We start from the raw sequence: 26,390 nt of genomic DNA on the forward strand, positions 1-26,390 counted from the left end.
CAATGACGTGATTTCGACGTGTTGGGACCTGATGTTGTTGCAGTAAGATTTTCTGATTTTCAACCTGAATTGCGGACGCAACTAGGGAGCCCACGGCATTTAGGTGTCAGTCCCGAGTGATTTAAGTAATTAAATCAAGGACTTGCCGAGTGACTTGCAAGGTAGGTACAGCTTCTAATGCTTGCCGTAGAACGGCGATCGCGACTACGTGTCGCACGCAAACCGCTATTGTAAGCCACGCGCGCCGCTTGCGCCTTGGCTGCCTCTTTTTTTGGCGAGGAATCAAACATGGGAATTTGCGATTGGCCCGAACAAGACCGTCCGCGCGAGCGCCTGCTGCGCGATGGACCGCATGCGCTGTCGGATACCGAATTGCTGGCGATCTTCCTGCGTGTGGGCGTGGCGGGAAAAAGCGCGGTGACGCTGGCGGGCGACACGCTGGCGCACTTCGGCTCGCTGCACCGGCTGCTGCATGCCGAATCGAGCGAGTTCGGGCGGCTGCACGGCCTGGGGCCGGCCAAGTACGCGCAGTTGCAGGCGGCGCTCGAGCTGGCGCGGCGCGCGGTGGCCGAGCAGTTCCGGCGCGAGGCGCTGTGCTCGCCCGAGGCGGTGCGCCAGTACCTGCGCAGCCAGTTCGCGCTGCAGACCCATGAATCGTTCATGGTGCTGTTCCTGGACGTGAAAAATCGCCTGATCAATTGCGAGGAAATGTTCAGGGGCACGCTCACGCACACGAGCGTCTATCCAAGAGAGGTGGTCAAGGCGGCGCTGCGCAGGAATGCCGCGGCGGTGATCCTGGCCCACAACCACCCGTCCGGCGTGGCCGAGCCGAGCGAGGCCGACCTGCGGCTCACAGGCGCACTGGTGCAGGCGCTGTCGCTAGTCGATATCCGGGTGCTGGACCACTTCGTGGTGGCGGGCAACCAGGTGCATTCCTTTGCCGAGAATGGGCAATTGTGACCGATAAACCTCGGCAGCGCCTCGCCCGAGTCCTTACATGGGCTGTCAGGTTTGCTTGAAATTACACAGCGTAAACAGCGAGTTACGACACTCATCAGGAATTGTTAAATTTTTCGATTTAGAAAAGACACTATTGTTTTTCGTAAGTGATTGATTCCGCTTTGCTTTTCACGCTATACTCTCGTTTTTCCAATTCTGGAACATATTTAAGGAGTGCACTATGGCACGTGTTTGCCAAGTAACCGGCAAGGGTGTGATGGTTGGTAACAACGTCTCCCACGCTAACAACAAAACGAAGCGTCGTTTCCTGCCTAACCTGCAGAACCGCCGTATCTACGTCGAATCCGAAAACCGCTGGGTTTCGCTGCGTCTGTCGAACGCCGGCCTGCGCGTGATCGACAAGCTCGGCATCGACGCCGTGCTGGCCGACATGCGCGCCCGTGGCGAAAAAGTTTAATTAGGGAGCTATCATGGCAAAAACTGGCCGCGACAAAATCAAGCTGGAATCGACCGCAGGTACCGGTCACTTCTACACCACCACCAAGAACAAGCGCACGATGCCGGCGAAGATGGAAATCACCAAATTCGACCCGAAAGCACGTAAGCACGTGATCTACAAGGAAACCAAGATCAAGTAATCGATCTTGTCTTCTTGACGAAGCCGCCGGCGCGCAAGCCCGGCGGCTTTTTTGTCGTCCCGCCGATCCGCGCTACCATCGGGGAATGACCAGTCCGCCTTCCGCCTTCCCCTTCGTTCCCATCCCCAGCCAGGACCGCCTCGATGCCCTCGATGTCTTGCGCGGCTTCGCGCTGATCGGCATCTGCATCGCCAACGTCGAATTCTTCAACCGCCCCGTGGCCGAATCCGGCAACGGCATCCCGGCCGGGCTGCACGGCCTGGACTGGCTGGTCGCCTTTGTCGTCGCTTATGTTGTCAGCGGCAAGTTCTGGACCATTTTCTCGCTGCTGTTCGGCATGGGATTCGCCCTGATGCTGGAACGGGCGCGCACGGCCGGGCGTCCCTTCCTGCCCGTCTATGGGCGCCGGATCGCCGTCCTCGGCCTGTTCGGCCTGCTGCACTACCTGCTGCTGTGGAGCGGCGACATCCTGATCAGCTATGCGATCGGCGCGCTGGCCCTGATGCTGATGCTGTTCGCCAGGGCGCGCCCGATGATCGGCGTCCTGGCCGCCTGTTTCGTGCTGGCCCAGCTGCCGGGCTTCGGCTTCGCCGGCTGGCTGGTCACGCCGCTCGTGTTCGCCGGCCTGGTGGGCGTCTACCTGCGCGCCGAACGGCGTGCGTTGTTCCCACTGGTGGCGATCGTCCCGGGCAGCCTGATGCTGCTGGCGGCCATCCTGAATATCGTCGGCGGCGAGGGCGATATGGGGGCGCTGCTGGCGATCGGCGGCGCCCTCGTGCTGCTCGGCCTGCTGGCCTGGGGCTTTGTCCAGCCAGAAAGAGCACGGCCGCTGCGCGCCGGCGTCGCGATCTTCGTGCTCACCTATGGCCTCACCGCGCTCGACGGCGCCATGCGTCACTACGCGCCCCAGTCGGCACCAGTCTCCAGCGCCACCAGCGCAGAGACCGATAGCGCGTCCGCCACCCTGTTGCAATACCGCGAGCGCACCGCGCGCAGCATCGAAGAGAAGGAGGTGCTCACCAACGGCAGCTATGCGGACGCGGTCGCGATGCGCCTGGGCCACCTGGAGGCGCGGATGCGCGACGAAACCGGTTTCGTGGTGGTCGGCGTGAGCGTGTTCCTGGTCGGGGTCTGGTTCGTGCGCTCCGGCGTGATCGCCAATGCCGGACGTCATCTGCCGCTGTTGCGGCGCCTGGCCGTGGGCGGCATCGTGTTCGGGGTCGGGCTGGGCCTGCTCAGCAGCCTGATCAGCACCGGACGTCCTGCCGGCGTCGACGACGGCGGCTATGACCTGGCGAACGCCTTGACGACCGTGGGCAGCCTGCCCGCCTCGCTCGGCTACGTCGCGGCGGTGCTGCTGGCGCTGTACAGCCACGGCGTGCTGGCCCGGGTGCGCGTCCTGGCGCCATTTGGACGTATGGCGCTGAGCAATTACCTGATGCAGTCGCTCGTGTTTTCCCTGCTGTTCCATGCCCACGGGCTCGGATGGTGGGGCATCGGCAGGACCGAGCAGGTCGGCATCGCCCTGCTGCTGTGCGCGCTGCAGATCGTGTTCAGCCACTGGTGGCTGGCGCGTTTCCAGTACGGGCCGCTCGAATGGGTGTGGCGGGCGCTGACTTACCTGACGTGGCCGCCGATGCGGCGTGGCGCGTAACGCCCAAACGACAACGGCTTCCGAAGAAGCCGTTGTGTCATTTCTTAGCGACGCCGCCGATCAGGCATAGGTGCGCAGGCGCATCGAAAACTCCTGCAGCGCCTTGATGCCCGAGGCTTCGGCGCGGTTGCACCAATCCTGCAGCTGGTGCAACAGCTGGTCGCGGGTCGAGTGCGAGCGTTCCCAGATCGCGCCCAGTTCGACGCGCATCGTGTGCATGGTCTCCAGCGCCTTGCTGTGCTGAAACAGCTCGACCAGTTGCTGCTTTTGCGACGATTCCAGCTTGGCCGGCTCGCGCTGCATCAGCTTGCGCGAGCTTTTCAGGAAGCGCGATTCCAGCTGCGCCTTGTGCTTGAGGTGCTCGAATTCTTCGTGGAAAGCGTGACGCACCGACTTGGCATATTTCGCCATCACGTCGTAGCGGTTGGCGATCACCGACTGCAGGGTGTCGAAGTCGGCTTGCGCCTTGTTCTTGGCCAGCTTCGGCTTCGGCGCCACCTTCTTCACCTTGGCCAGGCCGACCATCTCGAGCATGCGGATATAGCCCCAGCCCAGGTCGAATTCATACCACTTGCTCGACAGCTTGGCCGAGGTGGCATAGGTGTGGTGGTTGTTGTGCAGCTCTTCGCCGCCGATCAGGATGCCCCACGGGAAGATGTTGGTCGCCGCATCGTTGCAATCGTAGTTGCGGTAACCCCACCAGTGGCCCAGGCCATTGATGATGCCGGCTGCCGTGATCGGAATCCACATCATCTGGATCGCCCACACGGTCAGGCCGAGCACGCCGAACAGGGCGACGTTGATCACCAGCAGCGACGCCACGCCCAGCGTGCTGCGGCCGGTGTACACATGGCGCTCGATCCAGTCGTCCGGCGTGCCATGGCCATACTTGTCCATGGTTTCCTTGACCTTGCTTTCGGCGCGATACAGTTCGGCGCCTTCGAACAGCACCTTGCGGATGCCGCGCGTCTGCGGGCTGTGCGGGTCTTCTTCGGTGTCGCACTTGGCGTGGTGCTTGCGGTGGATCGACGCCCATTCCTTGGTGACCTGGCCGGTGGTCAGCCACAGCCAGAAGCGGAAGAAGTGGCTTGGAATCGGATGCAGGTCGAGCGCACGGTGCGCCTGGTGACGATGCAGGTAGATCGTCACGGCGGCGATCGTGATATGGGTGACCACCAGCGTATAGATCACGACTTGCCATGCCGAGAAATCGAGCAGGCCGGTGGACAGGAACGACAGCACGGCGTGCAGGGCGTCGTCAAAGAAATTCATTCAGTCTCCAAAGGGCTTATCCAATGTGCAACCACTGTGACCGCACACCTACAACCCGGGCATTTTACGTGGTTCTACTGCCGCACGGCAGTTTTACTTGCCCAAATTTGCGCCAGTCCCGGTCTTGTCCCGGCCTTCTTCCTGGGGAGTCCGCCCCATCACCTTCGTGATATGGGCGTCGAGCAAGCGCGTGTCCATCGACGGATGTCCGAGTTTGATCGCGCCGGATTGCACAAGTGCGTAGATCTTGCGGTTCACTTCGGAAATCGGACCGCCCTGCCCGTTCTCGGGGTCGCCCAGCCAGAAGCCGACTTCGAGCTCGTAGCCGTCGGCCACGAAGGCATTGAGCAGCACGTTCGGCGCCGGCGTCTCGAGCACGCGGGCCACGCCCAGCGGCTGCGCTTCCAGCAGCGGCATCACCACGGACAGGTCGCTGTCGTAGGACACGACCAGCTTGGTGACCGCGCGCACGTTGCGGTTGGTGCCCGACTGGTTCAGCACCACGCCCGTGATCAGCATCTCGTTCGGCAGCAGCGTTTGCGTGCCGTCGGATCCGCGCAACACGGTGTAGCGCGTATTGATGCGCGCTACCTTGCCGGAATATTTATCCAGCGTGATCGGATCGCCGATCGACAGGCTGCGCTCGAACAGGATGATGAAGCCGGACACGTAGTTGCTGGCGATGCGCTGCATGCCGAGACCGAGGCCGACGCCCAGCGCGCCGCCGAACACCGACAGCACGGTCAGGTCGAGTCCGGCCAGCGACAGGCTGAACAGCACCGCGACCAGGATCAGGGCCGCGCGGCCCACGCGCGCCATCGCCACCCTGAGCGAGCTGTGCATGCGCTCGAAACCCATCAGGCGTTCTTCGAGCGCGGCGCCGGCCCACAACGCCAGCATCATGAGCACGACGATCGAGATCGCGCCCTGCAGCAGGTCGGCGATCGAAATCTTGTTCTTGCCGACCGGCAGGACGGTATTCTCGAGCGCCCTCATCACGTCCGGCAGGATGCCGGTCAGGTGCATGGCGACGACGATCCAGACCACGAAGGCGAACACCTTCTCGAAGGTCTGCAAGGCCGCCCCCAGCTGGCCGCGCCGTGCGAAGGCGCGCCGCAGCAGGTAGAAGAAGGTGCGGATCACCGCCAGCGACATGAACAGCGGCAGCGCCACGCGCAGCAGCGACACGCCCTGGTATTGCTCCAGCACCGTCTTGGCCAGCGCCAGCAGCCCGACGGTCAGGAGCGGCCACAGCACGCGGCTGAAACTGCCCAGGCCGACACTGATCAGGCCGCCCGTCTGGGCCCGGTCTTTCAGCAGCGAACGGTGGATCAGCCGCGCCAGGCCCCAGCCCACCGCCACGCACAGGACGAGGGCCACGATCTGCCAGGCGATGGCGGGACGACGGGCATCGTCCAGCAGGACGTTCAGCAGGTCCGACAGCGGCATCGGGACTCCTTACTCTCCGTCCGCGGCTGCGGCGGCGGCGGCGCTGTCTTCGCTCGAAGCCGGCTTGGCCGGCTTGGCCAGCGCCTTGCGCTGCAGGACGGCGGCGAAGAAGCCGTCGGTCTGGTGCTTGTGCGGCAGCAGCTTCAGGTAGTCGTCCATCTCGAGCGGGATCTTTTGCTCGGCCAGCACCTGGCTCATCGGCACCAGCTCGAAGTCGGCATGGTTGGCCAGGAAGCCTTCGACGATGACGTCGTTCTCTTCGTTCAGCAGGCTGCAGGTGGCGTACACCAGGCGGCCGCCGTTCTTGACCAGGCGCGACGCCGCGTCCAGGATCGAGGCCTGCTTCTCTTGCATCTCGGCGACGGCGCCCGGCTGCTGGCGCCACTTGACGTCCGGGTTGCGGCGCAGGGTGCCCAGGCCCGAGCATGGCGCGTCGACCAGCACGCGGTCGATCTTGCCGGCCAGGCGTTTGACCTTGGCGTCGCGCTCGTGCGCGATCACCACCGGATGCACGTTCGACAGGCCGCTGCGCGCCATGCGCGGTTTCAGCTTGGTCAGGCGTTTTTCCGAGACGTCGAACGCGTACAGGCGGCCGGTATTGCGCATCAGCGCACCCAGGGCCAGCGTCTTGCCGCCGGCGCCGGCGCAGAAGTCGACCACCATCTCGCCGCGGCGCGCGCCGACGATCTGGGCCAGCACCTGGCTGCCCTCGTCCTGCACTTCGATCGCGCCTTCCTTGAACAGCGGCAGGTTTTGCAACGCCGGCTTCTTTTGCACGCGCAGGCCCAGCGGCGCGAACGGCATCGGCTCGGCCACGATCGGCGCTTGCGCCAACTGGGCGATCACGTCGTCGCGCTCGGCCTTGATGGAATTGACGCGCAGGTCCAGCGGCGCCGGGGTGTTCAGCACTGCGGCCAGCTCCAGGGCTTCCTGCTCGCCGAACTGGGCCACCAGCTTGTCGAACAGCCATTGTGGCAGGTTGGCGCGGATCGGGCCCGGCAGCAGGTTGCGGTCGACTTCCTTGATGCGGGTAAGGAAATCGGTCTCATCTTCGGTCAGGCCGCCGATGCTGTCGATGCCGACGGTCTCGGCCAGGCCCAGCAGGGCCAGCTTGCGCATCGATGGCGTGTTGCCATGGCCGGCGAAGTCGGTGAAGAACGATTTATTGCGCAGCACGGCATACACGGCTTCGGCGATGACGCCGCGCTCGCGGCCACCGAAGCGTGGGTTGTCCTTGAAGAAGCGCGACAGGGTGACGTCGGCGGGCGAAGTAAAACGGAGAATCTCGCGCAAGACTTCTTCGGTCTTGGCGACGATCGCTGGAGGCAATCTCATGTAAATCCTTGATTAAATACTGATGGCGTCGGCCTGGGAGTGATCCGTGGACTCGACGATGCGCACCGCGCCGTCTTCGACGACCAGGCGGTCTTCAATGAACAGGCGTACGGCGCGTGGGTAGATCTTGTGTTCCTCGGCCAGCAGGCGCGCAGCCAGCAGGTCGGGTGTGTCGCCTGGCAGGACTGGAATCCTGGCCTGCAGCACCGACGGGCCATGATCGAGTTCGGCGGTGACGAAGTGCACGGTCGCGCCGTGTTCGCTCATGCCGGCGTCGAGCGCCTGCTGGTGCGTGTGCAGCCCCGGGAACAGGGGCAGCAGCGACGGGTGGATGTTCAACATCCGGCCCGCATAGTGCTCCACGAATGGCGCGGTCAGGATGCGCATGAAACCGGCCAGCACGACCAGGTCGGGCTGGTAGGTGTCGATGACTTCCTGGAGTCTGGCGTCGAATTCGGCGCGGGTGGCGAACTCCTTGTTCGACACCACGGCGGTCGGAATGCCGCGCGACTGGGCAAAAGCCAGGCCGCCGGCGTCCGGCTTGTTGCTGATCACCGCTGCGATACGGGCCGGCCAGCTTTCCGCCTCGGCCGCGCGCACGACCGCTTCCATATTGCTTCCGCGGCCGGAAATGAGGATCACGATGTTTTTCATAGCCGGCATTGTACCGTAACGCCGGCTGGCAACCGCAGCCCTTGGGGTCCCTTACGGGGCGGGTTTCCCCGGACTCAGGCGGTCGGCGGGACCGTCGCGAACGAGTAGAACACGCGGAACGGCACCTTTTTCTCGGCCCAGAATTCGGCCGCGTCGCGGAACACGTCGAGCAGGTTTTCGCGCGCTTCCTTGTCAAACTTCTGAGCGCTCGGCAACTGCTCGAGCACCACGATAAAGCCCGGCTGGGGGCCGGCTTCGTGGATGGTCTCGGTCAGGCAGGTGCGCAGCGCATCGAAATTCTTGCTGCACGGCTTGGGGAAATAAAAATTCTCGCCGATGCGGGCGCAGACCTGCTGCTTGGTGAGCGTATTGGCGCAGTGGGCGTACAGGAAATGATGTCCGAGTCGCCCGGCCTCCTGTTGCAAATCGCCAACGCGAAACGCGCGAATGGCTTGAACAAGATTTGGCGCCACTCTCATCAACAAACTCATTTTTTCCTCAAATCGACCTGTCAATAACGCGCCATGGCGCCACCCCTCGCGGCGCTGGGTAGCGCTGCTGCTTCTTACCTCGCTGTCGTTGCTATACGCCAATAAGTCCATGATTTGTGTAAGGGTAACGTTTTGTGGTATTGGAAGCAACCCAAATGTGAGTTTCAGATGCCTATTTGTAAGAATCGGTAGGTCCATCTGTGACACGAAAACGCCGCATTCGGGGCCGGTTTCATTCTGGCGCGAGTTGTTCCACGCTTTATTCGCTGTTACATTTTGTTGCCACGCGGATTCGATGGTTTTTTGCGATAGGCGTACCATGAAGTCTGTAACGAATCGACGAATCAAGTCGCACCACTCAACGAGGTACTCTCATGAACTTGCAAGCCAAACTGATCATCTCGGCCCTCGGCATCGCCACCCTGCCGCTGGCCCAGGCCGCCGACTTCGAAGACTTCGGCCGCGTGGTGCGCGTCGAGCCGCGTCTCGAGCAAGTCCGTACCCCGCGCCAGGAATGCCGTACCGAATACGTGCAAGTGCCGGTGCAACAGGAACGCGGCGCCGGCGGTACGATCATCGGCGGCATCGCCGGTGCCTTGCTGGGCAGCCAGGTCGGCAGCGGCAACGGCAAGGTGGCCGCCTCGGCAGCGGGCGCAATCGCCGGCGCCATGGTCGGTGACCGTGTCCAGAACAATGGCCGCCCGCAAGGCAGCACCGTGCAAGAACAAGCCGTGCAGCAATGCCGCACCGTGGAAGCGATCGAATCGCGCACCGCCGGCTACAACGTGACTTATGAATACCGCGGCCAGACCTACACCTCGCTGATGAACCGCGACCCGGGCAACCGTGTGCGCCTGCGCGTCTCGGTCGAGCCGCTGGACAGCTACACCGGCCAGCAGGCGTACAGCCAGTACTGATCTTGCATCGTTAGAAATCGAGCAACGCGGCCCATGAGGCCGCGTTGTTCATTCGGACCCGAGCTTGCGCTGGGGGAACCCATCCCCCGATAATAGGGCGATTCCACCAGGCTCCTCTATGCTCATCAAACGCAAATCCATCGAACAAGTCGAATCCTCGCGCCGTCCCGCGCGCAAACCGAAATTCGCACCCGTCACGCTGTCCGAACAGGACGGTGTCCGTTACCTCCACTTCGGCACCGAGTGGGTGCAAGGCGCCATGCGCATCCGCAAGCCCGACTGGCCCGAGCTGGAATACGCGCAGCAGATGATGGCGTGGATGCTGTTCATCGAGACGCCGCAGGCCATTGCCCAGCTGGGCCTGGGGACGGCCGCCCTGACCAAGTTCTGCTATCGCCAATTCCCGCAGGCGCACGTGACCGCCGTCGAACTCAACGAGTCCGTGATCGCGATCTGCAACTCGATGTTCAAGCTGCCACCCGAGGACGAGCGCCTGCGCGTGCTGGAGATGGATGCGCTCGACTTCGTCGAGGATCCGGCCAACCACGAGGCCTATGACGTGCTGCAATGCGACCTGTACGACGCCACCGCGCGCGGCCCGGTGCTCGACACGCCCGAGTTCTACGAGGCCTGCGCCGCCTGCCTGACACAGGACGGCATCATGACCGTCAACCTGTTCGGCGACCACCCGAGCTTCGCCAAGAACCTGAAAGCGATGAAGTTCGCCTTCGGCCACGTGATCTGCCTGCCCGAGGTGCACGACGGGAATGTGGTGGCGCTATGCTTCAAGACCCGCCCCACGCTCGACAAGGAAGCGCTCGCCGCGCGCGCCGCGCAGATCGTGGCGCAGACCAAGCTGCCTGCAAAATCCTGGGTCAAGGGATTGCTCGCCACCGATTGACCATTCAGCCAGGGCCACCGTGAACGCCATCCCGCAAAAACCCGCCAGCTTGCGCAAGCTCGACTTGCAGTCGATTTTCTCGTGGCTGCTGGCCGACGGGATCGTCACCAAGGAGAAAGTCAAAGCCGATTTCGCCCAGGCCCAGGGAATATTGAAAAATGCGCCGGGCATCATGCATCCGCTGACGGCGGTGGCGCAGTGCAAACTGGTCTCCAATTTGCCGCCGCACCGGCTGCTGACGCTGGATGTGCTGACCGAATGGTGCGCGGCCAAGGTCGGCCTGCCCTTCATTCGCATCGACCCGCTCAAGATCGATTTCACTAAGGTGGCGGACGTGATGTCGGCCAGCTACGCGGCGCGCTTCAATATCCTGCCGGTGGAAATGACGGCGACCACGCTGGTGGTGGCGACGGCCGATCCGGCGCTGACCGAATGGGAAGCCGAGATCGCCAAGGTTTCGCGCCGCCGCATCGAGCTGGTGCTGGCCAATCCGCTCGACATTGCCCAATACATTTCGCAGTTCTTCGCGCTGGCCAAGTCGATCCGCGACGCCAACCGCAGCAGCGGGCAAGACGTCGCGATGCGGAACAACTTCGAACAGCTGGTCGAACTGGGAAAATCGAACAAGCAGTTCGACGCCAACGACCAGCACATCGTTAATATCGTCGACTGGCTGTGGGGTTACGCCTTCGAACAGCGCGCCTCGGATATCCACCTCGAACCCAAGCGCGAATTCGCGACCGTGCGTTTTCGTATCGATGGCGTGCTGCACCAGGTCTATCAGGTGCCTGCGGCGGTGATGATCGCGATGACCGCGCGCATCAAGCTGCTGGGGCGGATGGACGTGATCGAAAAGCGCCGGCCACAGGACGGCCGCATCAAGACGCGCACCGCCGGCGGCCAGGAAGTCGAATTGCGGCTGTCGACGATGCCGACCGCGTTCGGCGAAAAACTGGTGATGCGTATCTTCGATCCGGATGTGGTGGTCAAGACCCTGCCGGAACTGGGTTTTCCGCCTGACGATGCGCAGCGCTGGGATGGGCTGACTCGCCGTCCGCACGGCATCATTCTCGTGACCGGGCCGACGGGATCGGGCAAGACCACGACGCTGTACACGACGCTCAAGGCGCTGGCGACCAGCGAAGTGAATGTGTGCACGGTCGAGGATCCGATCGAGATGGTGGAACCGGCATTCAACCAGATGCAGGTGCAGCCAGGGATCGACCTGTCGTTTGCCGATGGCGTGCGTTCGCTGATGCGGCAAGACCCCGACATCATCATGGTGGGCGAGATCCGCGACCTGGAAACGGCCGAGATGGCGATCCAGGCGGCGCTGACGGGGCACCTGGTGTTTTCGACACTGCACACCAATGATGCGCCGTCGGCCGTGGTGCGCCTGCTGGAACTGGGCGTGCCGGATTATCTGCTCGAGGCAACCCTGATTGGCGTGATGGCGCAGCGCCTGGTGCGCACGCTCTGCCCCGTATGCAAGGCGCCGGGCGGCGAATTGAGCGATGAGGTGTGGGAGAGCATTGGCGGGGCGTGGAAAATCGCGAAGCCTGCGACCGTGTATCGGGCGGTGGGGTGTCCGGAGTGCCGGCAGACCGGGTATCGGGGGCGGACCGGGATTTATGAATTGCTGACAGTGAGCGAGGGGTTCGGGCGGTTGATTCGCGAATCGGGCGAGATGCGCACCTTGCGCGAGCAGAGCGTGAAGGATGGGATGAAGCCGCTGCGCATTGCCGGGGCGATGAAGGTGATCGAGGGAGTGACGACGGCGGATGAGGTGCTGAAGGTGACGTCGGCGCTGTCGTGAAAGTCGCTCGTGTCGAAAATGTTGGACAGCCCTGTCAACGCTAAATAGAAATGTCCCCTGTTGCGCAAAGTAGAAATGTCCCTCTTGCCAATTTGATCACGGGTTGGTAACAGGGGCCAGATGCGATTTCGTATGGGCGAACTCAGCACGTACAGGGACGGTGCCCGGTTGCGTTTCCATGCGTTTTTTCCAGGGGTGTCCGATAGGCTGTGGCGGTTGGCGTCGGGCGAGTGCCTGCTCGACCTTGCCATTGATGTCCTTGCCGTCGATCGCCTCATGCTGCTTGATTGGCTTGCTGCTGCATGTGTGCTGCAAAACCCGGCCTTGCCAGACGACCTCGGTCGCACTTTCCGGATGGGTGACGATAGTAACGCTGGCGCCACGCAATGCTCGCCCCTGGTCGGCAATTTGGATCTGATACAGCAAGCCATTGAACTGACAGCTCAGGTTGCTAGACAGGCGGCGAGGTATATGCACCGAGAGGATTCGGCGTAGAGCAGCTTCGGTTCCGCCATACGGCACATGAGCGTCTTCAGGCAGCACGGCCGTGACGGCAAAGCGCCGGTTGAAGGCGCGAATGAACTGCGGTAGCCAGGCATTGGCAGCCTGCTGGCTACTGATGCCCTGTAACCGCATCTCCTTTACCAAGCGGTCCTGCAAGGTCTGATTGGCTCGCTCGACTCGTCCCTTGGCCTGCGGGCTGTTAGCCTGGATGCCCTCGATACCGAGTTGTTCCAATGCGCGTGCAAACTGCGTTTGCCCTTCACCGACGCCACTCTTGTCGCCCGTGCTGATCCGGAAGATGCTATGACGATCGCTGTACAGGGCCGCTGGCAGGCCATGATTTCTGATGTGCTCCTCCAGCAAACTCATGTATCCAAGCGTCGTCTCGGCATCGACGAAACGCAATGCCATCAGCTCGCTCGTGGCATCGTCGATAAACACCAACAGGCTGCAGCGGGGCGCGCGGCCCTCGAACCAGTCGTGCGGCGATCCATCGATCTGGATCAGCTCTCCGCGCCGCGCCCTGCGCTCGCGCATTGCGTGTGTCCGCGCTGTTGCGCCACGACGCGGTTTCCACAGTTGCGCCGCAATCATCGCCTTGCGCACCGTTTCCACTGATAGGCGGATCTCATGCAGTTCGTCGAGCTTCTCGCATGCCAACGTCGGACCGAAATCCGCATAGTGCGCCCTGATCAGGTCCAATGCCTTGGACAGCTTCTCTTGTGGCGTGCGTCGATTCGACGGTTTGCCCCGGCTCTTGCTCAGTAGCCCTGCATTGCCCTCGTCGAGCATACGCCGCTTCAGACGTTTCACCTGGCGCGTGCTGATGCCCAGCCTCCCGGCAGCACTTTCCTGATCCAGCTTACCCTCAACTACCTGTGCCATCACCTGGCTACGCAACACGTCTTTGGCTGTCATCTTGAGCACTGTCCCGTCCCCCTTCAGGGCATCCTAGGGGACATTTCTACTTAGCGGAGAGGGGACATTACTACTTTGCGCTAACAAAATGTTGGACAGCCCTAGCGCAAACCGGAATCGCCGGCTATAATGCTGCCTCTTCGGGTCGTTAGCTCAGTTGGTAGAGCAGCGGACTTTTAATCCGTTGGTCGCGTGTTCGAGCCACGCACGGCCTACCAGAATATGTTGTAGCAAAGAAGGCGTTGCGAGTGATCGTGACGCCTTTTTTGTTTTGGCGCAGCTCGAAACATTGACCGCACGCCATCTGTAGTCGGAAATTAAGCTTCCACAGGCTGTATCGATTCAACGATGCTGTCCCATATTCTGATCACCTCTTCATCTGGCGTCGAAGTCGCTGGGTACATTCCGTCTTCTTGCGCTTGAGCCGTCCTTAGTGTGACTGAAATCAGTGGTTTTTCCTTACTTGGTATGGGTCGGATCGTCTGTAACTCAAACGTGTGAGTTCGAACGTCGCTATCGTCCTGAAGAATAGCCCATGAAAGCCACTCCTGCGCCTTCACTCCAGCCATGCTGAATTCACGAGCGCGTAAGACTGTATGATCGACTTTAAATATCGAAAGTAACGATTTGGGACCCGACACCCTTGATAGCAAGTTAACATGCTCATTAGGCGCATACGTATCGACGTTAACGCTTAGATGTACCCCATTCTTACTAAAAAATGCGTAGCTTCCAATTTCGACGTCAAACTCTCCCACAAGGACCAATCGTCCTAGACAAAATCCGGACATACTTTCAACCGTCGAATAATTATGATGTTTCAAGCGATGTATAATATCGATTAGCCGTTGTTCTGCGTGATCAAATTGATGACGGAACGAATCTAGCCTCACACTGACTAAAGCGCCTTCAACCAATGCAATTGCTTCACTTACGTAAGCATCATCGATCGATTGCACCCTAAAAATTGTTATAGTATCCGATATCTTCCGCACCTGCCGTAGTATATTAATATTCGCACCCTCCATCTCCCGCAACTCAACTTCCCTTCTTCTGATCTGCGCCAAATAACTCGACATCGACACCTCTGAAGTGGACACATTGACGTCAATCGTAGGCGCTTGACTTCCTAAACCCTCCTCTCTAAATATTCCCAAATTAGAAGAACTCGCATTTAAATTCCTAGGAACCTCAATAAATGTTCGGCCAACGCAATATTTAACAACCTCCAATTCGCCTTCAAAATTCATTGCGCCCTCCCTTTTATTGAAACAACCGGAACACAAAATAGCACAAACCAGCGATATGATCAGATTCTTCATGTGACTTTAGCCAATGCCGCTAATTTAGTTACCGAATAATATGCCACTTGTCGCACGGAGGGCGAGTCTCGATAAGCTGGCTCGTGCTCAATGTCCGGCAGTTCAAATTGTTGCAGTATGCTCTTATCTCCTCTCCCTCTAGGAAATCCACCAGATCGCGACGGCACAGTGCCATCTCCCGCGCTGTCATAAAGTGCACACCGGATATTCCAGTGATCCATTGCCTGCATGCCAGGGACTGAGGAATTGCCGCGTAAAGCTACATGCGTAAGTCTCTCCTCACCAGCATACAAATTATTTGAGCCATCGGTCCGCATGGCACCGTGAGACAAATCGGGCAACATAGATGGCGAAGAATAAACACCACTAATAGACACTCCCTTTCTGACGTCCCATCTGATTTTATTGAAGCTCTTTTTCTGCGCTCCGCCCCCATAAAACACAAATGTATTAGGATGAAAATATCCAGATATAGTGCAATGAAAATCCTTCGCGAGTTTGATGTTTTCGGCATACTTATCCCAACTAATTGGTATTCCACCAGCAGGTGCCAGCCATTCCTCTTTAATCAATCCCCACCATTTTGTTCTCTCTAAATAAATTTCTTCGTAGGGATCAGATTGAGGAAACATCCGGCACTTCCCCGTCGAAGGGTCCTCAATTTCAACCCATTCCTTTCCATATTCCGCTGTGGGTAATAACTGAAGCGCACCCGGTGCTTGTGCAAAAACTGCAGACACCTCTTTCCCGGTAGATCCGATGACTAAGCCCGCAACATAACTCTCATCCGCCATTCCAACTTTACACCTCCGGTAAGCCACAGCGGCCCCGACCGTTGGCATGACTCCATGAACGACCCCCACGATACTTTCGGCCATGCCATGCAATTTTGCACATGCACGAGCAACCAACCCGCCCATTGAATGCGTGACAACAATAACTTGCTTACATTTAACGTGATTCGTATTATTTTCCAAGATTACTTCTTCGATTCTTTTTTTTAAAGCTTTCGCCGCATCATCATTTGAGCGCAACCAATTATATCCAAAAGCATAAATAGGATAGGAAAAATTTGCTCTCTTCAAGAGCTCATCAGACGATACAGGGCTCACCGGAAAACCATTTTCTGCCAATTCTGGAATTCCATACATCTCCATTACAAGGCCAGGAGGGAGTTTGGCATCTAGTCGACCATTAAGACCAGAGGATTCAGGGACTTTAGAGTTCGTAAAATCCGACCAGCCTAGTGGATTCCTCTGAGAGTTCATCTTTTCCTCTAGCCACAAAAGAAAATCATGGTAACTAGCCTGCGATACTTCACCCCACCCGCGCGCAATATATTCCTTCTTATCAATTCCCAGTTTTATACTTTTATCAGGCACTGCGCCAAACCTATAAACTCGCGTCCGATCTGGATGCAAAATCTTTTGCCTAACCCCTGCATCTTTTCCTGCCCAAGTTGTTACGAGACTCTTCGGCACACCGGCAATGGAATTGAGTAACCAGACTGGAACACTCTGGTTATTGCAAAGATTGGATCCCATAATCCCTGGAACAAATATTATCGGAAGAGCGTGCGTCGGAGGAATAACCAGCTTCACTATATCTGACTGCTTAGACTCAGTTAGCGTCCACGATGCTTGCAATCTCCCGTTTTTTTCAGGCCTGAGTTCGGAAAATCTGAGCATTTCAGATTTATCGGCACCATTTTTCATATCACCCATTTTTAGATCTTCCGAGTAACTTTATCAATATTTTATCTGGCGAAAAACCTTACTGAACAATGAGTTGCCCCTGCTGATCAGTCACGCCCTCAACATACCCCCCATCACTTCTTTCAATTCGATATCTCATATTTGGAACGGGTTCACCTGCCTCATTCAACAACTCAAACCGCTCATCATATTGACTCAAGCTGCTTGGCATAACGGGAAAATCAAGCTTCGTATTTTCACTGCCGCAAAGACTTTTCTTCCCTGCATGAACTTTAAGTGAGCCCGGGCACACGACCGTTATATTTCCGCCATCGATGGAAATATTTGCCCCACCGGATGTGGATAAGCTGATAGTTTTTGCCGCAGCCCAATCGATGTGCGAATTAGCACTTACAACATTGATTTCGTCACGAGACTGAATCTTTACTTCATCCGACTGCGCCTGAACATCGATTGCGTCCTTGGACGCCATAAGGTGTAGTCCCAGGCCACCATCGACAGCCTTGATCGCGCCTGCCAAAAGTCCGATGGATTGATGAGAATGGATATGAACCATGCCTCCGCCGATAAACTGCGCGTTACCGGCGCTCATCAGTGAGATAGTCTCCCCGCTAGTCAATTGAACACTTTGGCCTGCATTTACGCCAAAGCCGTCCATTGCGGCTATTGCGATCAGTGGCTCGGTCATCTTTGACGAAGTCTCACTTGCCGCGCCACTAGTGTTCATCGCCGCTGTGCCGACATTCTGTTTGTTGGTACTGCCTGTCAATGCACCAAACATTGCCTCGAACGGCGCTCGATTCTCATCCAGCACACTCGAATTGGTCTTGCTCGCCCCCGCGTGCACCGCCAATCCGACCGTCTGATGAGTGGTGGTCGCCTGATGAAATATCTCCACCATCTTCACCGCCTGCCGAACCAGCCCAACCCCAGCCTCATTCTCGCCGACAGGCTCCCGTACCAACGCCCCATGCTCGATCCTGTAACTTGACACCAGCAACCCGGCGCCGGCCCTCACAGCCCCAGACGCATCCGTCCGCAACTCCGCCCCCAGCCCGCGAAAACTCCCCCGATAGTTATCCGCAGAATGAACCAAATGCCCCAGATTCAACTCGGTCGCCGCATGACTACATCTGAGCTGCACCCTCCCCTGCCCATCGGTATCGTCAAACAGCAACTGACTATATCCAGGGCCGCCAAATTCCTTGCTCCGAATCCCCCACTGCGCCGCGCCATTGCGATGTCCTTCGCTCTCCGGCGACGCCCCATGCCACACCGGACTATTACCGCCCGCCAGATTGCCCTGTCCCGACCGCGCATGATCATTCGCCTTCTCGAAGGGCGACACCTTGCCCTGGGCAACCCGCGCGCCACCTGGCGTCGGCACGACGCCTCCCTCGCCCTGCCCGTTATACAAAGCGCCGACGATCACCGGCCGATCGATATCGTTCTCCAAAAACTGGACCAGCACTTCTTGCCCAATGCGCGGCAAGAACTGGAACCCCACCGACCGCTGCACCACCCGCACCCAGCAAGTCGCGCTGCCGCCGTCCTGCCAGTGAAACCGGATCCGCACCCGCCCCAGCCGGTCGCAGCACAGTTCATCGGCGCCCTGCGCGCTGTCGCTGCCGCCCATCCCGACCACGATCGCGCTCTGCGCCCCGCGCGCCGTCGGCTTGGCGTGCGTGCGTCCGTCGCTGCCCGGCAGTTCCGGACGCCAGGGCGCCGCGGCAGGGATCGCCTCGAAGCAATTGGCATAGCCGGTGCGACGCGCCTGCGCGATCGCCAGCCCAAAATCCATCGGCACTACGCGCAGCGCCTGCTCCAGCAGTTCCGGAAGAGGACCGAACAGCTCGGCGAGCGCATCCCGGGCCGGCGGCGGCAGATTGTTGATGCCGACGCTGCTCACCTGCAGGACGGTGAAGGCGCCGGCCGCGCCCAGTTGCCGCAGCGGCGCGCCGGTCACGTCCATTCGCGTGCCGGCACGCAAGGTGCGCACGGTCGAACGTCCCGACCAGAGCTGGCCGCGCGCCTCCTTTCCCTGCATCTGCAGATCCACATAACGCCGTGCCTGCGCGCTATTGGCGTAGGCATACTGTCCAGGCACGTCATACGATTCGAGTTCCGGCAGCTTGTTGTAGCGCACATGGGACGGGGAATTCGCGCTCACGCTGCGCCTGGCCTTGTAGTCGCTGCTGAGCACCGTCATGAGCGAAGCGTGCAGCCGCTGCCGGGCGTGCAGCGATTGCACCGAGTCGCGCTGCTCGACCGAGCTGACGCCGTGGTAGCGAATGCCGCCGTCCGACGCGCTGCTCGCGTCCTCCGGCACGGCGCCCGGCTGGCTGCTGTCGGCGAACAGCACCAGGCCGTATCCCTCGTCGCCCTCCTCGACCCGCCAGCACAGGCCTTCCTCGGCCAGCAGGCGCAGCACGAAGTCCAGATCGGACTCGCGATACTGGCAGCAATAGCTGCGCGGCAGTGCGTCAGCCATGAAGGAAGCCGTCTCGTCGCTCCAGCGCCAGCGCGCCGCCGGCCGGTAGTCGGCGAAGACCGCATCGACGATGTCGATCACGCGCTTGTCTTGCCATACCCGGCAATTGCGCACATGGGCCAGGCGCCAGATCCATGGGGAGATGCGAATCCGGTAACGCGCCAGCCCGCCATCGCTGCCCAGCATGGCGGCATCGCAGATCTCGCCCGAGAACCGTTCCCGCGTGCCATCGGCTAGAGCGAGTTCGAGCGTGGCCGGTTGCCCCAGCAGCGCTGTCACCGGGATAGTGGCGCTGGTCGACAAGGCGATCACATCCCGTAGACCGACCTCCTGCACCGCCTCTTCGGCCGCGAATGCCTCGACCAGCAGCCCGTACTCATCACGCTCGCCGATCCTGAGGTCGATGAGTCTGCTTGCTCCAGAAAACTCTTCCAGCGCGGCGCTCACCTCCTCGATCAATGCATTCGCCATGGCAATACGTGCTCCTCATCAACTGATCAGGCACACGATATAAGCAGCAGGGCAGTGGAGAATTGCGCACCGTCATTAGCGCAAGCCTTAGCGGCAAATCGCGGAACGAAGAGCACGCGCACGCGACAGCGCGAGCCGAACGCAGCCCTGCGAGAATTTGATGTTAAAGTAATTGCAACTATCTATACCATCGCGCCATGCATCTTATTTCCAGAATTTTCCTCGTCGGATACCTGCTGATCGTCGCCCTCTTCTTTACCTGCGGCATCGGCCTGATCGTCCTGTCCGCACTCGAAGCCTGGAATGCCCTCAACCCGGGCATCGACGCTCCCGTGCGCGCCCGTTTTGAAATCCTGTTGGAGTGCATTGGCCTGCTGACCATTGCCGTTGCTTCCCTCGAACTCGGCCAGACGGTGCTGGAAGAAGAGATCCAGCGCTCGGCCAACATCAGCTCGCCCACCCGCGTGCGTCGTTTCCTGTCGCGCTTCCTGATCGTGGTGGTGGTCTCGCTGTCGGTGGAAACCCTGATCGGCGTATTCCAGTTCGTGCACGGCAAACCCGAGTACCTGCCGCATGCGGCCTCGGTCGGCCTGGCCGCCGCGGCGATCCTGGCGACCTGGGGCCTGTTCGTACGCATGAATACCGAAGCCGAGAAGCTCGAGCCGGAAGCCATGGCCGAGGTCAAGGCCGAGGACGACGAAGTCGAAGGCGAGGACAGCGGCGACAAACCCGAGACCGAGCCCGTCCATGCGAACGAAATACCGCCCCACCATGCGCCAGGACAGCCGCACCCCGGCCACCCGCCCGAGCGCAAGGAATGAGACGAGACGGGCTGCGTGCGCCTGAATCCATCAAGTGATTCGCATAAAAGTGATTCGAAGCACTTGGTAAATCGGCTAAGTGCCGCTATAATCTCGTCTTCTTCGGGTCGTTAGCTCAGTTGGTAGAGCAGCGGACTTTTAATCCGTTGGTCGCGTGTTCGAGCCACGCACGGCCTACCAAAGATTCAAACAACAACGCCAGCCTTCAGGTTGGCGTTGTTGTTTTCACTTTCCGAACGCCATGCCCCAGACGATCGCCAGCGCCGTTCAGCACGAACTGGTCATCAAGAAAAGCCGCTTCATCGCCTGCGTGCAGCCGATGCCGGACCGTGCCGGGGCCGTCAAGATCGTGGCCGAGCTGCGCGCCCAGCATCCGGGCGCGGCCCATGTGTGCTGGGCCCTGCTGGCCGGCGGCCAGTCGGCCGCCGTCGATGACGGCGAGCCCAGCGGCACTGCGGGCCGTCCCATGCTCGACGTATTGCGCCACCAGGACCTGGAAGGCGTGCTGGCCACCGTGGTGCGCTACTTCGGCGGCGTCAAGCTCGGCGCGGGCGGACTGGTGCGCGCCTATACCGACAGCGTGGCCCAGGCCCTGCTGACGGCGACCAAGGTTCCGATCATCAAGCTGCGCCGGTTGCGCTGCACCGCCCCGTACGCCATGGAAGGCATGCTGCGGCGCGAACTCGATGCCGCCGGCGCCAGCCTCGACGCGGTCGAGCACGGCGACGACGTGCGCTTCACCTTCAGCCTGCCGGCCAACGCCGCCGACGCGCTGCGCGCCCGCCTCGACGAAGCCGGGCACGGCCGCCTGCAATGGCCGTCCGACGCGGACGACGGGGACCGCGAACCCGCCTGAAGCCATTCCCGCGCCCTATACCCGTCATCACGACACGAAAGCGGACGCACCCGCCCGCTCCCGGTATAGTGCCAGACCCGGCCGCGCATACGCTTCGGCCGGCTTTCCTCTTTCCACCCCGAACAACAACAATCCCCGTGATCAAGAAAAGCCTACTTCCACTCGCCCTTGGCGGCTTCGGCATCGGCATGACCGAATTCGTCATGATGGGCATCCTGCCCGACATCGCCAACGGCTTGCACATCACCATTCCGCAAGCCGGCTACCTGATCACCGCCTATGCACTGGGCGTCGTGGTCGGCGCGCCGACCCTGGTCAGCCTGGTGGCCGGCCGCCCGCCGCGCAGCGTGCTGGTCTGGTTCATGCTGATGTTTGCCATCTTTAATGCGATGTCGGCCTTCGCGCCGAACTTCGAGATCATGATGGTGTCGCGCTTCCTGGCCGGCTTGCCGCATGGCGCCTTCTTCGGCGTCGGCGCGGTCGTGGCCAGCCGCCTGGCCGACGAGGGCCGCACTGCCGCCGCCGTCGCGACCATGTTCACCGGCCTGACCCTGGCCAATGTGCTGGGCGTGCCGCTCGGCACCTGGATCGGCCACGTCATCGACTGGCGCCTGGTGTTCCTGATCGTGGCCGTGATCGGCCTGCTCACCATGTGGAGCCTGCGCCAGTGGGTGCCGCATATCGAACCGGGCAAGCGCACCGGCATCATGCAAGACCTGCGCATCTTCCGCCACCTCGACCTGTGGCTGGCGCTGGGCATCGTCTCGATCGGCACCGGCGGCTTCTTCGCCTGGTTCAGCTATATCGCGCCATTGCTCACCGACGTGACGCGCTTCGATTCGACCACGATTCCCCTGATCATGACCGCGGTCGGCGTCGGCATGACGGTCGGCGTGCAGTTCGGCGGCCGTCTGGCGGACCGCGTGCACCCGCTGCCTGCCCTGCTGATCCTCATGATGTCGATGACCGTACTGCTGCTGTGCAATGGCTTCCTCGCCGAGTCGAAGCTGGCAATGGTCGTGCTGGCCTTCCTGACCGGCGCCAATGCGCTGGCGATCGGGCCGCCGATCCAGCTGCTGCTGATGGAGCACTCGCGCGAAGCCGAGATGCTCGGCTCCTCGCTGGGCCAGTCCGGTTTCAATATCGGCAACGCGCTGGGCGCCTTCCTCGGCGGCGTCCCGCTGACCCTCGGCTATGCCTACACGGCGCCGCAGTGGGTGGCGGCGGCCCTGGCGCTGTGCGGCGTGGGCTTGTCGGCGATCATGCTGGCGCGCCACCGCATGCAGACGCGCGTGCTGGCCGGCTGCGTCTGAACGCGCGATAAAAAACGGCGGCCCATGGCCGCCGCGTTCACTCTTTGATATTGCTTACGATTGCTCAGGCACGCCTGCGCCGCATGGCGATTGCGCCGGCCAATCCGGCCATCACCAGCGCGAGGGTGCCGGGCTCCGGCACTTCAGCCGGCGTGTCCACCGGTGGGTTGTCATTCACCAATTCGAAGCCGGGAATGTCGACCGGCCTGAAATAATTTTCCGCGTCCACCTGCACGCTTGAATCCCAGGCGTCGGCGATGACCTGCCCCTTGATGACGCCATGGTTGGCGGTAACGGTCGCATGCGGCGCCAGCACGCTGCCGAGAATGCCTTTCACGTCGACCGTTTCCGCCTCGAAGAAATTGAACAGGACGTTATAGTCCTTCAACGGATCCATGCCGCCAGTGAAGGCGCCGTGCTTGCCGCTGATATTGAAGATCAGCGTCTGATCCTTCGTCAGGCCGCTGAGCACCCAGTTGTTTCCGCCATTGAGAAAATCGGCCGAGACATTGAATATGTCAAGAACACCATTGCCACTGCCGATGAGCTTGTTGGCGCTGTGCTCGCGCTCGACCCGGCCGGTCGCATCGACCAGGCTCAGGCCGGCAGCGATATCCCTGAACTGCTCCGTCGCGCTGGCGAAATCGACTGGATTGACCGTCGAACGCGGCGGCGTGGCCGCGCTTTCCAGGGAAACCTGGCCGCCAGCATAGGTTTGACCATTGTGAATCGTGCCGCTCGTCAGCGAGATATTGCCGCCCGCCACGATCGAATACCCGGCGTAGGCCGCCTTGTTCTTCAGGTTGACCGCGTAATTCTGGATCATGACGTTACCGCCCGCAACGATCGCCCCTTCGACGTCGCTCGAGATCGCCTTGAAGTCGCGCGCCGTATAGACGTTCGCACCGCCCATGATGGAACCGAGGTCGATGACACCGGCCTGTGCGCCCGTACTGGCCAGCGCCATGCCCAGAAGTACGCCAAGCTTGATCATGAAAAATCCGACAGGAAATTAATAATGATCAAGAGTATCACTCCTGGCGCGCTGCTTGGTTGCAAAAGCGATACGCTTTCGCGGATATCCCATCAGACCAGGGCGATGTCGCCCATGGCCTTCGCTGTCTCGGCCGCCTCATCCAGGATATCTTGCAGGGTGACTTCGTCGAACACGAAGTCGAGTGCGCTCTCGCCATGGTCCGGCAGCCGGGCGCGACGGCTGTCGAGGGGCGACGCCACCGGCGCATACTGGTTCGCGAGCAGCAGCGTATCGAGCAAGGTGCCCGGCGGCATGTTCAGCCAACCGCCGCGCATGTCCGCGATCGCGTCCGACACCGCCGGCGGAATCGACAGCTTCTTCATCACCTCGGCGCTGACCACGTCTTCGCACAGGGCGCCCCAGTTCTCCGGATCGTCGTCCAGCAGGCCGGGAAACTCGTCGGCCCGCGCCAGCAGGTAAAAGGCGCCGACCTCGTGCACGATGCCGGCGAACAGGGCGGTATCGGGATTGACGCCGGTGACCCGGCGCGCCAGCGAATGGGCGATCGAGGCGACCTGGGTCGTGTGCGCCCACAATTGCTCGGCCTTGGCGCGCAGGCCCGGATCGTTGATGCGGTTGCCAAATTGCCGCACGACCAGGCTGGCCACCAGCGCCTGCAGGCGCCGGTAGCCGATGCGCGCCACGGCGGCGCGAACATTGGTCACCGGCATCGCACTGCTGCCGCCGAAGGCGGGCGTATTGGCGATGGCGACCGTGCGTGCGGCCAGTTGTGGTTCGGCCAGCACCAGGCGGATCGCCTCGTCGATGTGACAATCGGGGTCGTCGAGGGCGAGCTGCAGGCGCAGCACGGCATTGACGCTGGTGGGGAAAGTGATCTCACCGCGAACGGCCTGCGCCGCGATGTATCCAAATGCTTCGAGTTTATTCACGTCGGTAATTATAGCCCCCGCCGGATGCCGGACTGGAGGCCATGGCGGCCCCATCTCCGCCGGCTGCCCAAACTGTGGCGCGTCATCCACACGGCATAAGCACTCACCGAAAAAAAAACAGCCCGCGCGCCGGACGGCCGCGGGCTGGCGCACTACGTCAGGCCGACATTACTTGACCTTGATCGCGCTCTTGACGTTGGTCACGCCGTCGACGCCTTTGGCCACTTGCATGGCCTTGTCGGCTTCGGCCTTCGATTCGACGAAGCCGCTCAGCATCACGACGCCGCCTTCGGTGTCGACGCTGATTTCCATGCCCTTCAGGGCCGGATCGGCCACCAGGCCGGCCTTGACCTTGGTGGTGATGGTGCTGTCCGAGGCCACGCGGGCGGTCTTCTCGCCCGCGCGCTCGGTGGCGTTTTCCGTCTTGCGGACGGCGTTCGACGCCATTTCCCTGGTACGGTCGACGGCGGCCGCGGTCTGTTCCTTCACGGTGGCGACCGCTTCGCGGGTGCGTTCGCCGGCGCCGGCCATGCCGGTCTTCTCGGCCACGTTCGACGCCACCTCGCGGGTCTTGTCCGCCGCGTTGCGCGCCGCTTCGCGGGTGTTCTCGGCCGCGTTCGCCGCCGCTTCACGGGTATTGGCGGCAACCGCCGCACCGGTCGTGCTGGCCACGTTGGTGGCGGTGGTGACGTTGCCGCGCTGGTCGACCACGCAAGCGGTGCGCGCATCTCCGGTCATCTGTTCGCACTTCTGGACGGCGGCGGCCGTCGCCGGATCTTTCGAGTCGATGCTGCTCACCAGCTCGCCACTGCTGCTGGGGCCGACGGCGCGGTCGATATTGCGGTCGTCCAGGCGGGCCAGCGCGGCGTCGCGGATCGAGCCGGCCGTGGCCTTGCAACGGTCCTTGTCGCCGGACGCGGTGGCGTCGCACTGGGTATCGGCCAATTCGTGCTCGGCGCGGATCACCTTGGCGCGCGCATCGCGCAGGTTGCCGCCGGTGGTGTCGTATCTGGTGTAGGCGTCGAGTTCGGCGCGCGCCTGGGCCAGCTTGGCTTCGTCCTCGCACACTTCCTCGGCATTGCCGCTCCTGGCGTCGCACTTGGCCTTGGCGCTGCGGTAGTCGGCGGCGGCCTTGTCCATGGCCGCGCGGTGGGCGTCCTTGTCGACGGGGGCGGCACTGGCGGGAGCAACGGCGACGGCGGAGACGGCGGTTGCGATCAGGGTAGCGATGAGGGTTTTCATGATCGGATTCCCTTGCATGCGTTGTTAGGATGGCATCCATTAAACGCCCTGCACCCTTCACCATCTGTGCGACAACGTACCTTGTTCGGACAAACCGGTCTGTGAGACATCGCCTCAAATCACTTACCTTGCGCATGTCCCGTTAACGCACAAACGCCGTTCCCGCCAGCAGCAGGAACGACGTCCTCGGGGCAATGCATCGCGGCCGCAGTGAGGTGCGAACGCGACGTGCTCAGCGATTACTTGGCCTTGTTGGCGTCACGTGCGGCGTCGCGGGTCGACTTGGCCTGCGCTTCGCACTTGTCTTCAGCGTCGCCCTTCAGCGAATCGCATTTTTCGTCGGCCAGTTCATACTCGGCGTCGATCACGTTGTCGCGTGCCTTGCGCACATTGTTGCCGGTATTGTCGAACTTGGTGGTGGCGTCCAGTTCGGCTTTCGCGCGGGCCAGCTTGGCCTCGTCTTCGCAGACGTCTTCGGCGTGACCGCTCATGGCGTCGCACTTGTCCTTGGCGACGCGGTAATCGGCCTTGGCCTTGTCCATCGCCGTCTTGTGGGCGTCCTTATTGGTCTGGGCGGTGGCGGGAGCGATGCCGATGGCGGCGACGGCGGCGGTGGCGATCAAGGTGGCGATGAACGATTTCATGTTGAGTCCCTCTATTGGTTATTGGTGAGACCGATTAAACGACGGCGCCGCAGAGCACTCTGTGCGGCATCGAACGCTTA

Annotated in this window: 23 protein-coding genes and 2 tRNA genes; 12 read left to right on the plus strand and 13 right to left on the minus strand. The window is 61.1% G+C overall.

Annotated features, from left to right (window positions below; genetic code table 11):
* Window positions 1-288 precede the first annotated feature (288 nt).
* From radC to KY496_RS13455, 4 genes are all read left to right on the plus strand, one after another.
* The gene (gene radC / locus KY496_RS13440; protein ID WP_184239138.1) at window positions 289-960 is read left to right on the plus strand and encodes a DNA repair protein RadC; all 672 of its coding nucleotides are present in this window, start codon (window positions 289-291) and stop codon (window positions 958-960) included.
* Between the two features lie 220 nt (window positions 961-1,180).
* Complete coding sequence (gene rpmB / locus KY496_RS13445) at window positions 1,181-1,417, plus strand: 50S ribosomal protein L28 (RefSeq protein WP_005665737.1); 237 nt, start codon at window positions 1,181-1,183, stop codon at window positions 1,415-1,417.
* Between the two features lie 13 nt (window positions 1,418-1,430).
* The gene (gene rpmG / locus KY496_RS13450; protein WP_005665735.1) at window positions 1,431-1,598 is read left to right on the plus strand and encodes a 50S ribosomal protein L33; all 168 of its coding nucleotides are present in this window, start codon (window positions 1,431-1,433) and stop codon (window positions 1,596-1,598) included.
* Window positions 1,599-1,683: 85 nt separating this feature from the next.
* Window positions 1,684-3,252, plus strand: coding sequence for a DUF418 domain-containing protein (locus KY496_RS13455; RefSeq protein ID WP_219861079.1), 1,569 nt, complete (start codon window positions 1,684-1,686; stop codon window positions 3,250-3,252).
* A gap of 60 nt (window positions 3,253-3,312) precedes the next feature.
* Here KY496_RS13455 and KY496_RS13460 read toward each other — a convergent pair whose 3' ends face one another.
* The 5 genes from KY496_RS13460 to KY496_RS27135 form a co-directional block, all read right to left on the minus strand.
* A complete protein-coding gene (locus tag KY496_RS13460) occupies window positions 3,313-4,524 on the minus strand; it encodes a fatty acid desaturase (protein WP_005665732.1) in 1,212 nt (403 codons plus the stop codon).
* 93 nt (window positions 4,525-4,617) lie between these two features.
* Window positions 4,618-5,973: a mechanosensitive ion channel family protein gene (locus KY496_RS13465; protein WP_219861081.1), complete on the minus strand. Its 1,356-nt coding sequence runs from the start codon at window positions 5,971-5,973 to the stop codon at window positions 4,618-4,620.
* A 9-nt stretch (window positions 5,974-5,982) separates the two neighbouring features.
* Window positions 5,983-7,308, minus strand: coding sequence for an RsmB/NOP family class I SAM-dependent RNA methyltransferase (locus tag KY496_RS13470; protein WP_184239142.1), 1,326 nt, complete (start codon window positions 7,306-7,308; stop codon window positions 5,983-5,985).
* A gap of 12 nt (window positions 7,309-7,320) precedes the next feature.
* A complete protein-coding gene (gene purN / locus KY496_RS13475) occupies window positions 7,321-7,962 on the minus strand; it encodes a phosphoribosylglycinamide formyltransferase (RefSeq protein ID WP_005665729.1) in 642 nt (213 codons plus the stop codon).
* A 74-nt stretch (window positions 7,963-8,036) separates the two neighbouring features.
* Complete coding sequence (locus KY496_RS27135; RefSeq protein ID WP_229446310.1) at window positions 8,037-8,564, minus strand: barstar family protein; 528 nt, start codon at window positions 8,562-8,564, stop codon at window positions 8,037-8,039.
* 263 nt (window positions 8,565-8,827) lie between these two features.
* Here KY496_RS27135 and KY496_RS13485 point away from each other — a divergent pair, with 263 nt between their 5' ends.
* From KY496_RS13485 to KY496_RS13495, 3 genes are all read left to right on the plus strand, one after another.
* Entirely contained in the window at window positions 8,828-9,370 is a 543-nt protein-coding gene (locus KY496_RS13485) for a glycine zipper 2TM domain-containing protein (RefSeq protein ID WP_005665727.1), read from the plus strand.
* Window positions 9,371-9,488: 118 nt separating this feature from the next.
* On the plus strand, window positions 9,489-10,271 hold the full coding sequence (locus KY496_RS13490; protein ID WP_005665726.1) for a hypothetical protein: 783 nt from the start codon (window positions 9,489-9,491) through the stop codon (window positions 10,269-10,271).
* 19 nt (window positions 10,272-10,290) lie between these two features.
* The gene (locus KY496_RS13495; protein WP_219861083.1) at window positions 10,291-12,087 is read left to right on the plus strand and encodes a GspE/PulE family protein; all 1,797 of its coding nucleotides are present in this window, start codon (window positions 10,291-10,293) and stop codon (window positions 12,085-12,087) included.
* Between the two features lie 96 nt (window positions 12,088-12,183).
* Here KY496_RS13495 and KY496_RS13500 read toward each other — a convergent pair whose 3' ends face one another.
* Window positions 12,184-13,509, minus strand: a complete 1,326-nt coding sequence (locus KY496_RS13500; RefSeq protein ID WP_219861084.1) for an ISNCY family transposase — start codon at window positions 13,507-13,509, stop codon at window positions 12,184-12,186.
* 142 nt (window positions 13,510-13,651) lie between these two features.
* Between KY496_RS13500 and KY496_RS13505 the strand changes: the two genes are divergently transcribed.
* Window positions 13,652-13,727: transfer RNA gene (locus tag KY496_RS13505), tRNA-Lys, on the plus strand.
* A gap of 99 nt (window positions 13,728-13,826) precedes the next feature.
* Here KY496_RS13505 and KY496_RS13510 read toward each other — a convergent pair.
* Genes KY496_RS13510 through KY496_RS13520 form a run of 3 tightly spaced genes read right to left on the minus strand, consistent with a single transcriptional unit; the run spans window position 13,827 to window position 19,508 of the window.
* Window positions 13,827-14,831: a T6SS immunity protein Tli4 family protein gene (locus KY496_RS13510; protein ID WP_157225461.1), complete on the minus strand. Its 1,005-nt coding sequence runs from the start codon at window positions 14,829-14,831 to the stop codon at window positions 13,827-13,829.
* Window positions 14,828-16,555, minus strand: a complete 1,728-nt coding sequence (locus tag KY496_RS13515) for a triacylglycerol lipase (RefSeq protein WP_005665722.1) — start codon at window positions 16,553-16,555, stop codon at window positions 14,828-14,830. Before KY496_RS13515 ends, KY496_RS13510 begins: the two co-directional genes overlap by 4 nt.
* 49 nt (window positions 16,556-16,604) lie before the next feature.
* Entirely contained in the window at window positions 16,605-19,508 is a 2,904-nt protein-coding gene (locus KY496_RS13520; RefSeq protein ID WP_229520271.1) for a type VI secretion system Vgr family protein, read from the minus strand.
* Window positions 19,509-19,705: 197 nt separating this feature from the next.
* Here KY496_RS13520 and KY496_RS13525 point away from each other — a divergent pair, with 197 nt between their 5' ends.
* The 4 genes from KY496_RS13525 to KY496_RS13540 all read left to right on the plus strand — a co-directional run bounded on the left by KY496_RS13525 (window position 19,706) and on the right by KY496_RS13540 (window position 22,498).
* Entirely contained in the window at window positions 19,706-20,329 is a 624-nt protein-coding gene (locus tag KY496_RS13525) for a hypothetical protein (protein ID WP_005665719.1), read from the plus strand.
* A 104-nt stretch (window positions 20,330-20,433) separates the two neighbouring features.
* Window positions 20,434-20,509 (plus strand) — tRNA-Lys (locus tag KY496_RS13530).
* A 61-nt stretch (window positions 20,510-20,570) separates the two neighbouring features.
* Complete coding sequence (locus KY496_RS13535; RefSeq protein WP_005665718.1) at window positions 20,571-21,185, plus strand: YigZ family protein; 615 nt, start codon at window positions 20,571-20,573, stop codon at window positions 21,183-21,185.
* A 137-nt stretch (window positions 21,186-21,322) separates the two neighbouring features.
* Window positions 21,323-22,498, plus strand: a complete 1,176-nt coding sequence (locus tag KY496_RS13540) for an MFS transporter (RefSeq protein WP_083415303.1) — start codon at window positions 21,323-21,325, stop codon at window positions 22,496-22,498.
* A gap of 64 nt (window positions 22,499-22,562) precedes the next feature.
* On the opposite strand, the gene KY496_RS13545 is transcribed toward KY496_RS13540, so the two are convergent.
* From KY496_RS13545 to KY496_RS13560, 4 genes are all read right to left on the minus strand, one after another.
* Window positions 22,563-23,492 carry a choice-of-anchor A family protein gene (locus KY496_RS13545; RefSeq protein ID WP_005665716.1) on the minus strand — a complete coding sequence of 310 codons (930 nt, stop codon included), beginning with the start codon at window positions 23,490-23,492 and terminating at the stop codon, window positions 22,563-22,565.
* A gap of 92 nt (window positions 23,493-23,584) precedes the next feature.
* Entirely contained in the window at window positions 23,585-24,424 is an 840-nt protein-coding gene (locus tag KY496_RS13550; RefSeq protein WP_229520272.1) for an HDOD domain-containing protein, read from the minus strand.
* Window positions 24,425-24,592: 168 nt separating this feature from the next.
* Window positions 24,593-25,666, minus strand: coding sequence for a BON domain-containing protein (locus tag KY496_RS13555; protein ID WP_219861086.1), 1,074 nt, complete (start codon window positions 25,664-25,666; stop codon window positions 24,593-24,595).
* A gap of 239 nt (window positions 25,667-25,905) precedes the next feature.
* Window positions 25,906-26,310, minus strand: coding sequence for a hypothetical protein (locus KY496_RS13560; protein WP_005665711.1), 405 nt, complete (start codon window positions 26,308-26,310; stop codon window positions 25,906-25,908).
* Between the last annotated feature and the right edge of the window lie 80 nt (window positions 26,311-26,390).

Source organism: Massilia sp. NP310, from assembly GCF_019443485.1.
In the GTDB taxonomy this organism is placed as follows: domain Bacteria; phylum Pseudomonadota; class Gammaproteobacteria; order Burkholderiales; family Burkholderiaceae_D; genus Telluria; species Telluria timonae.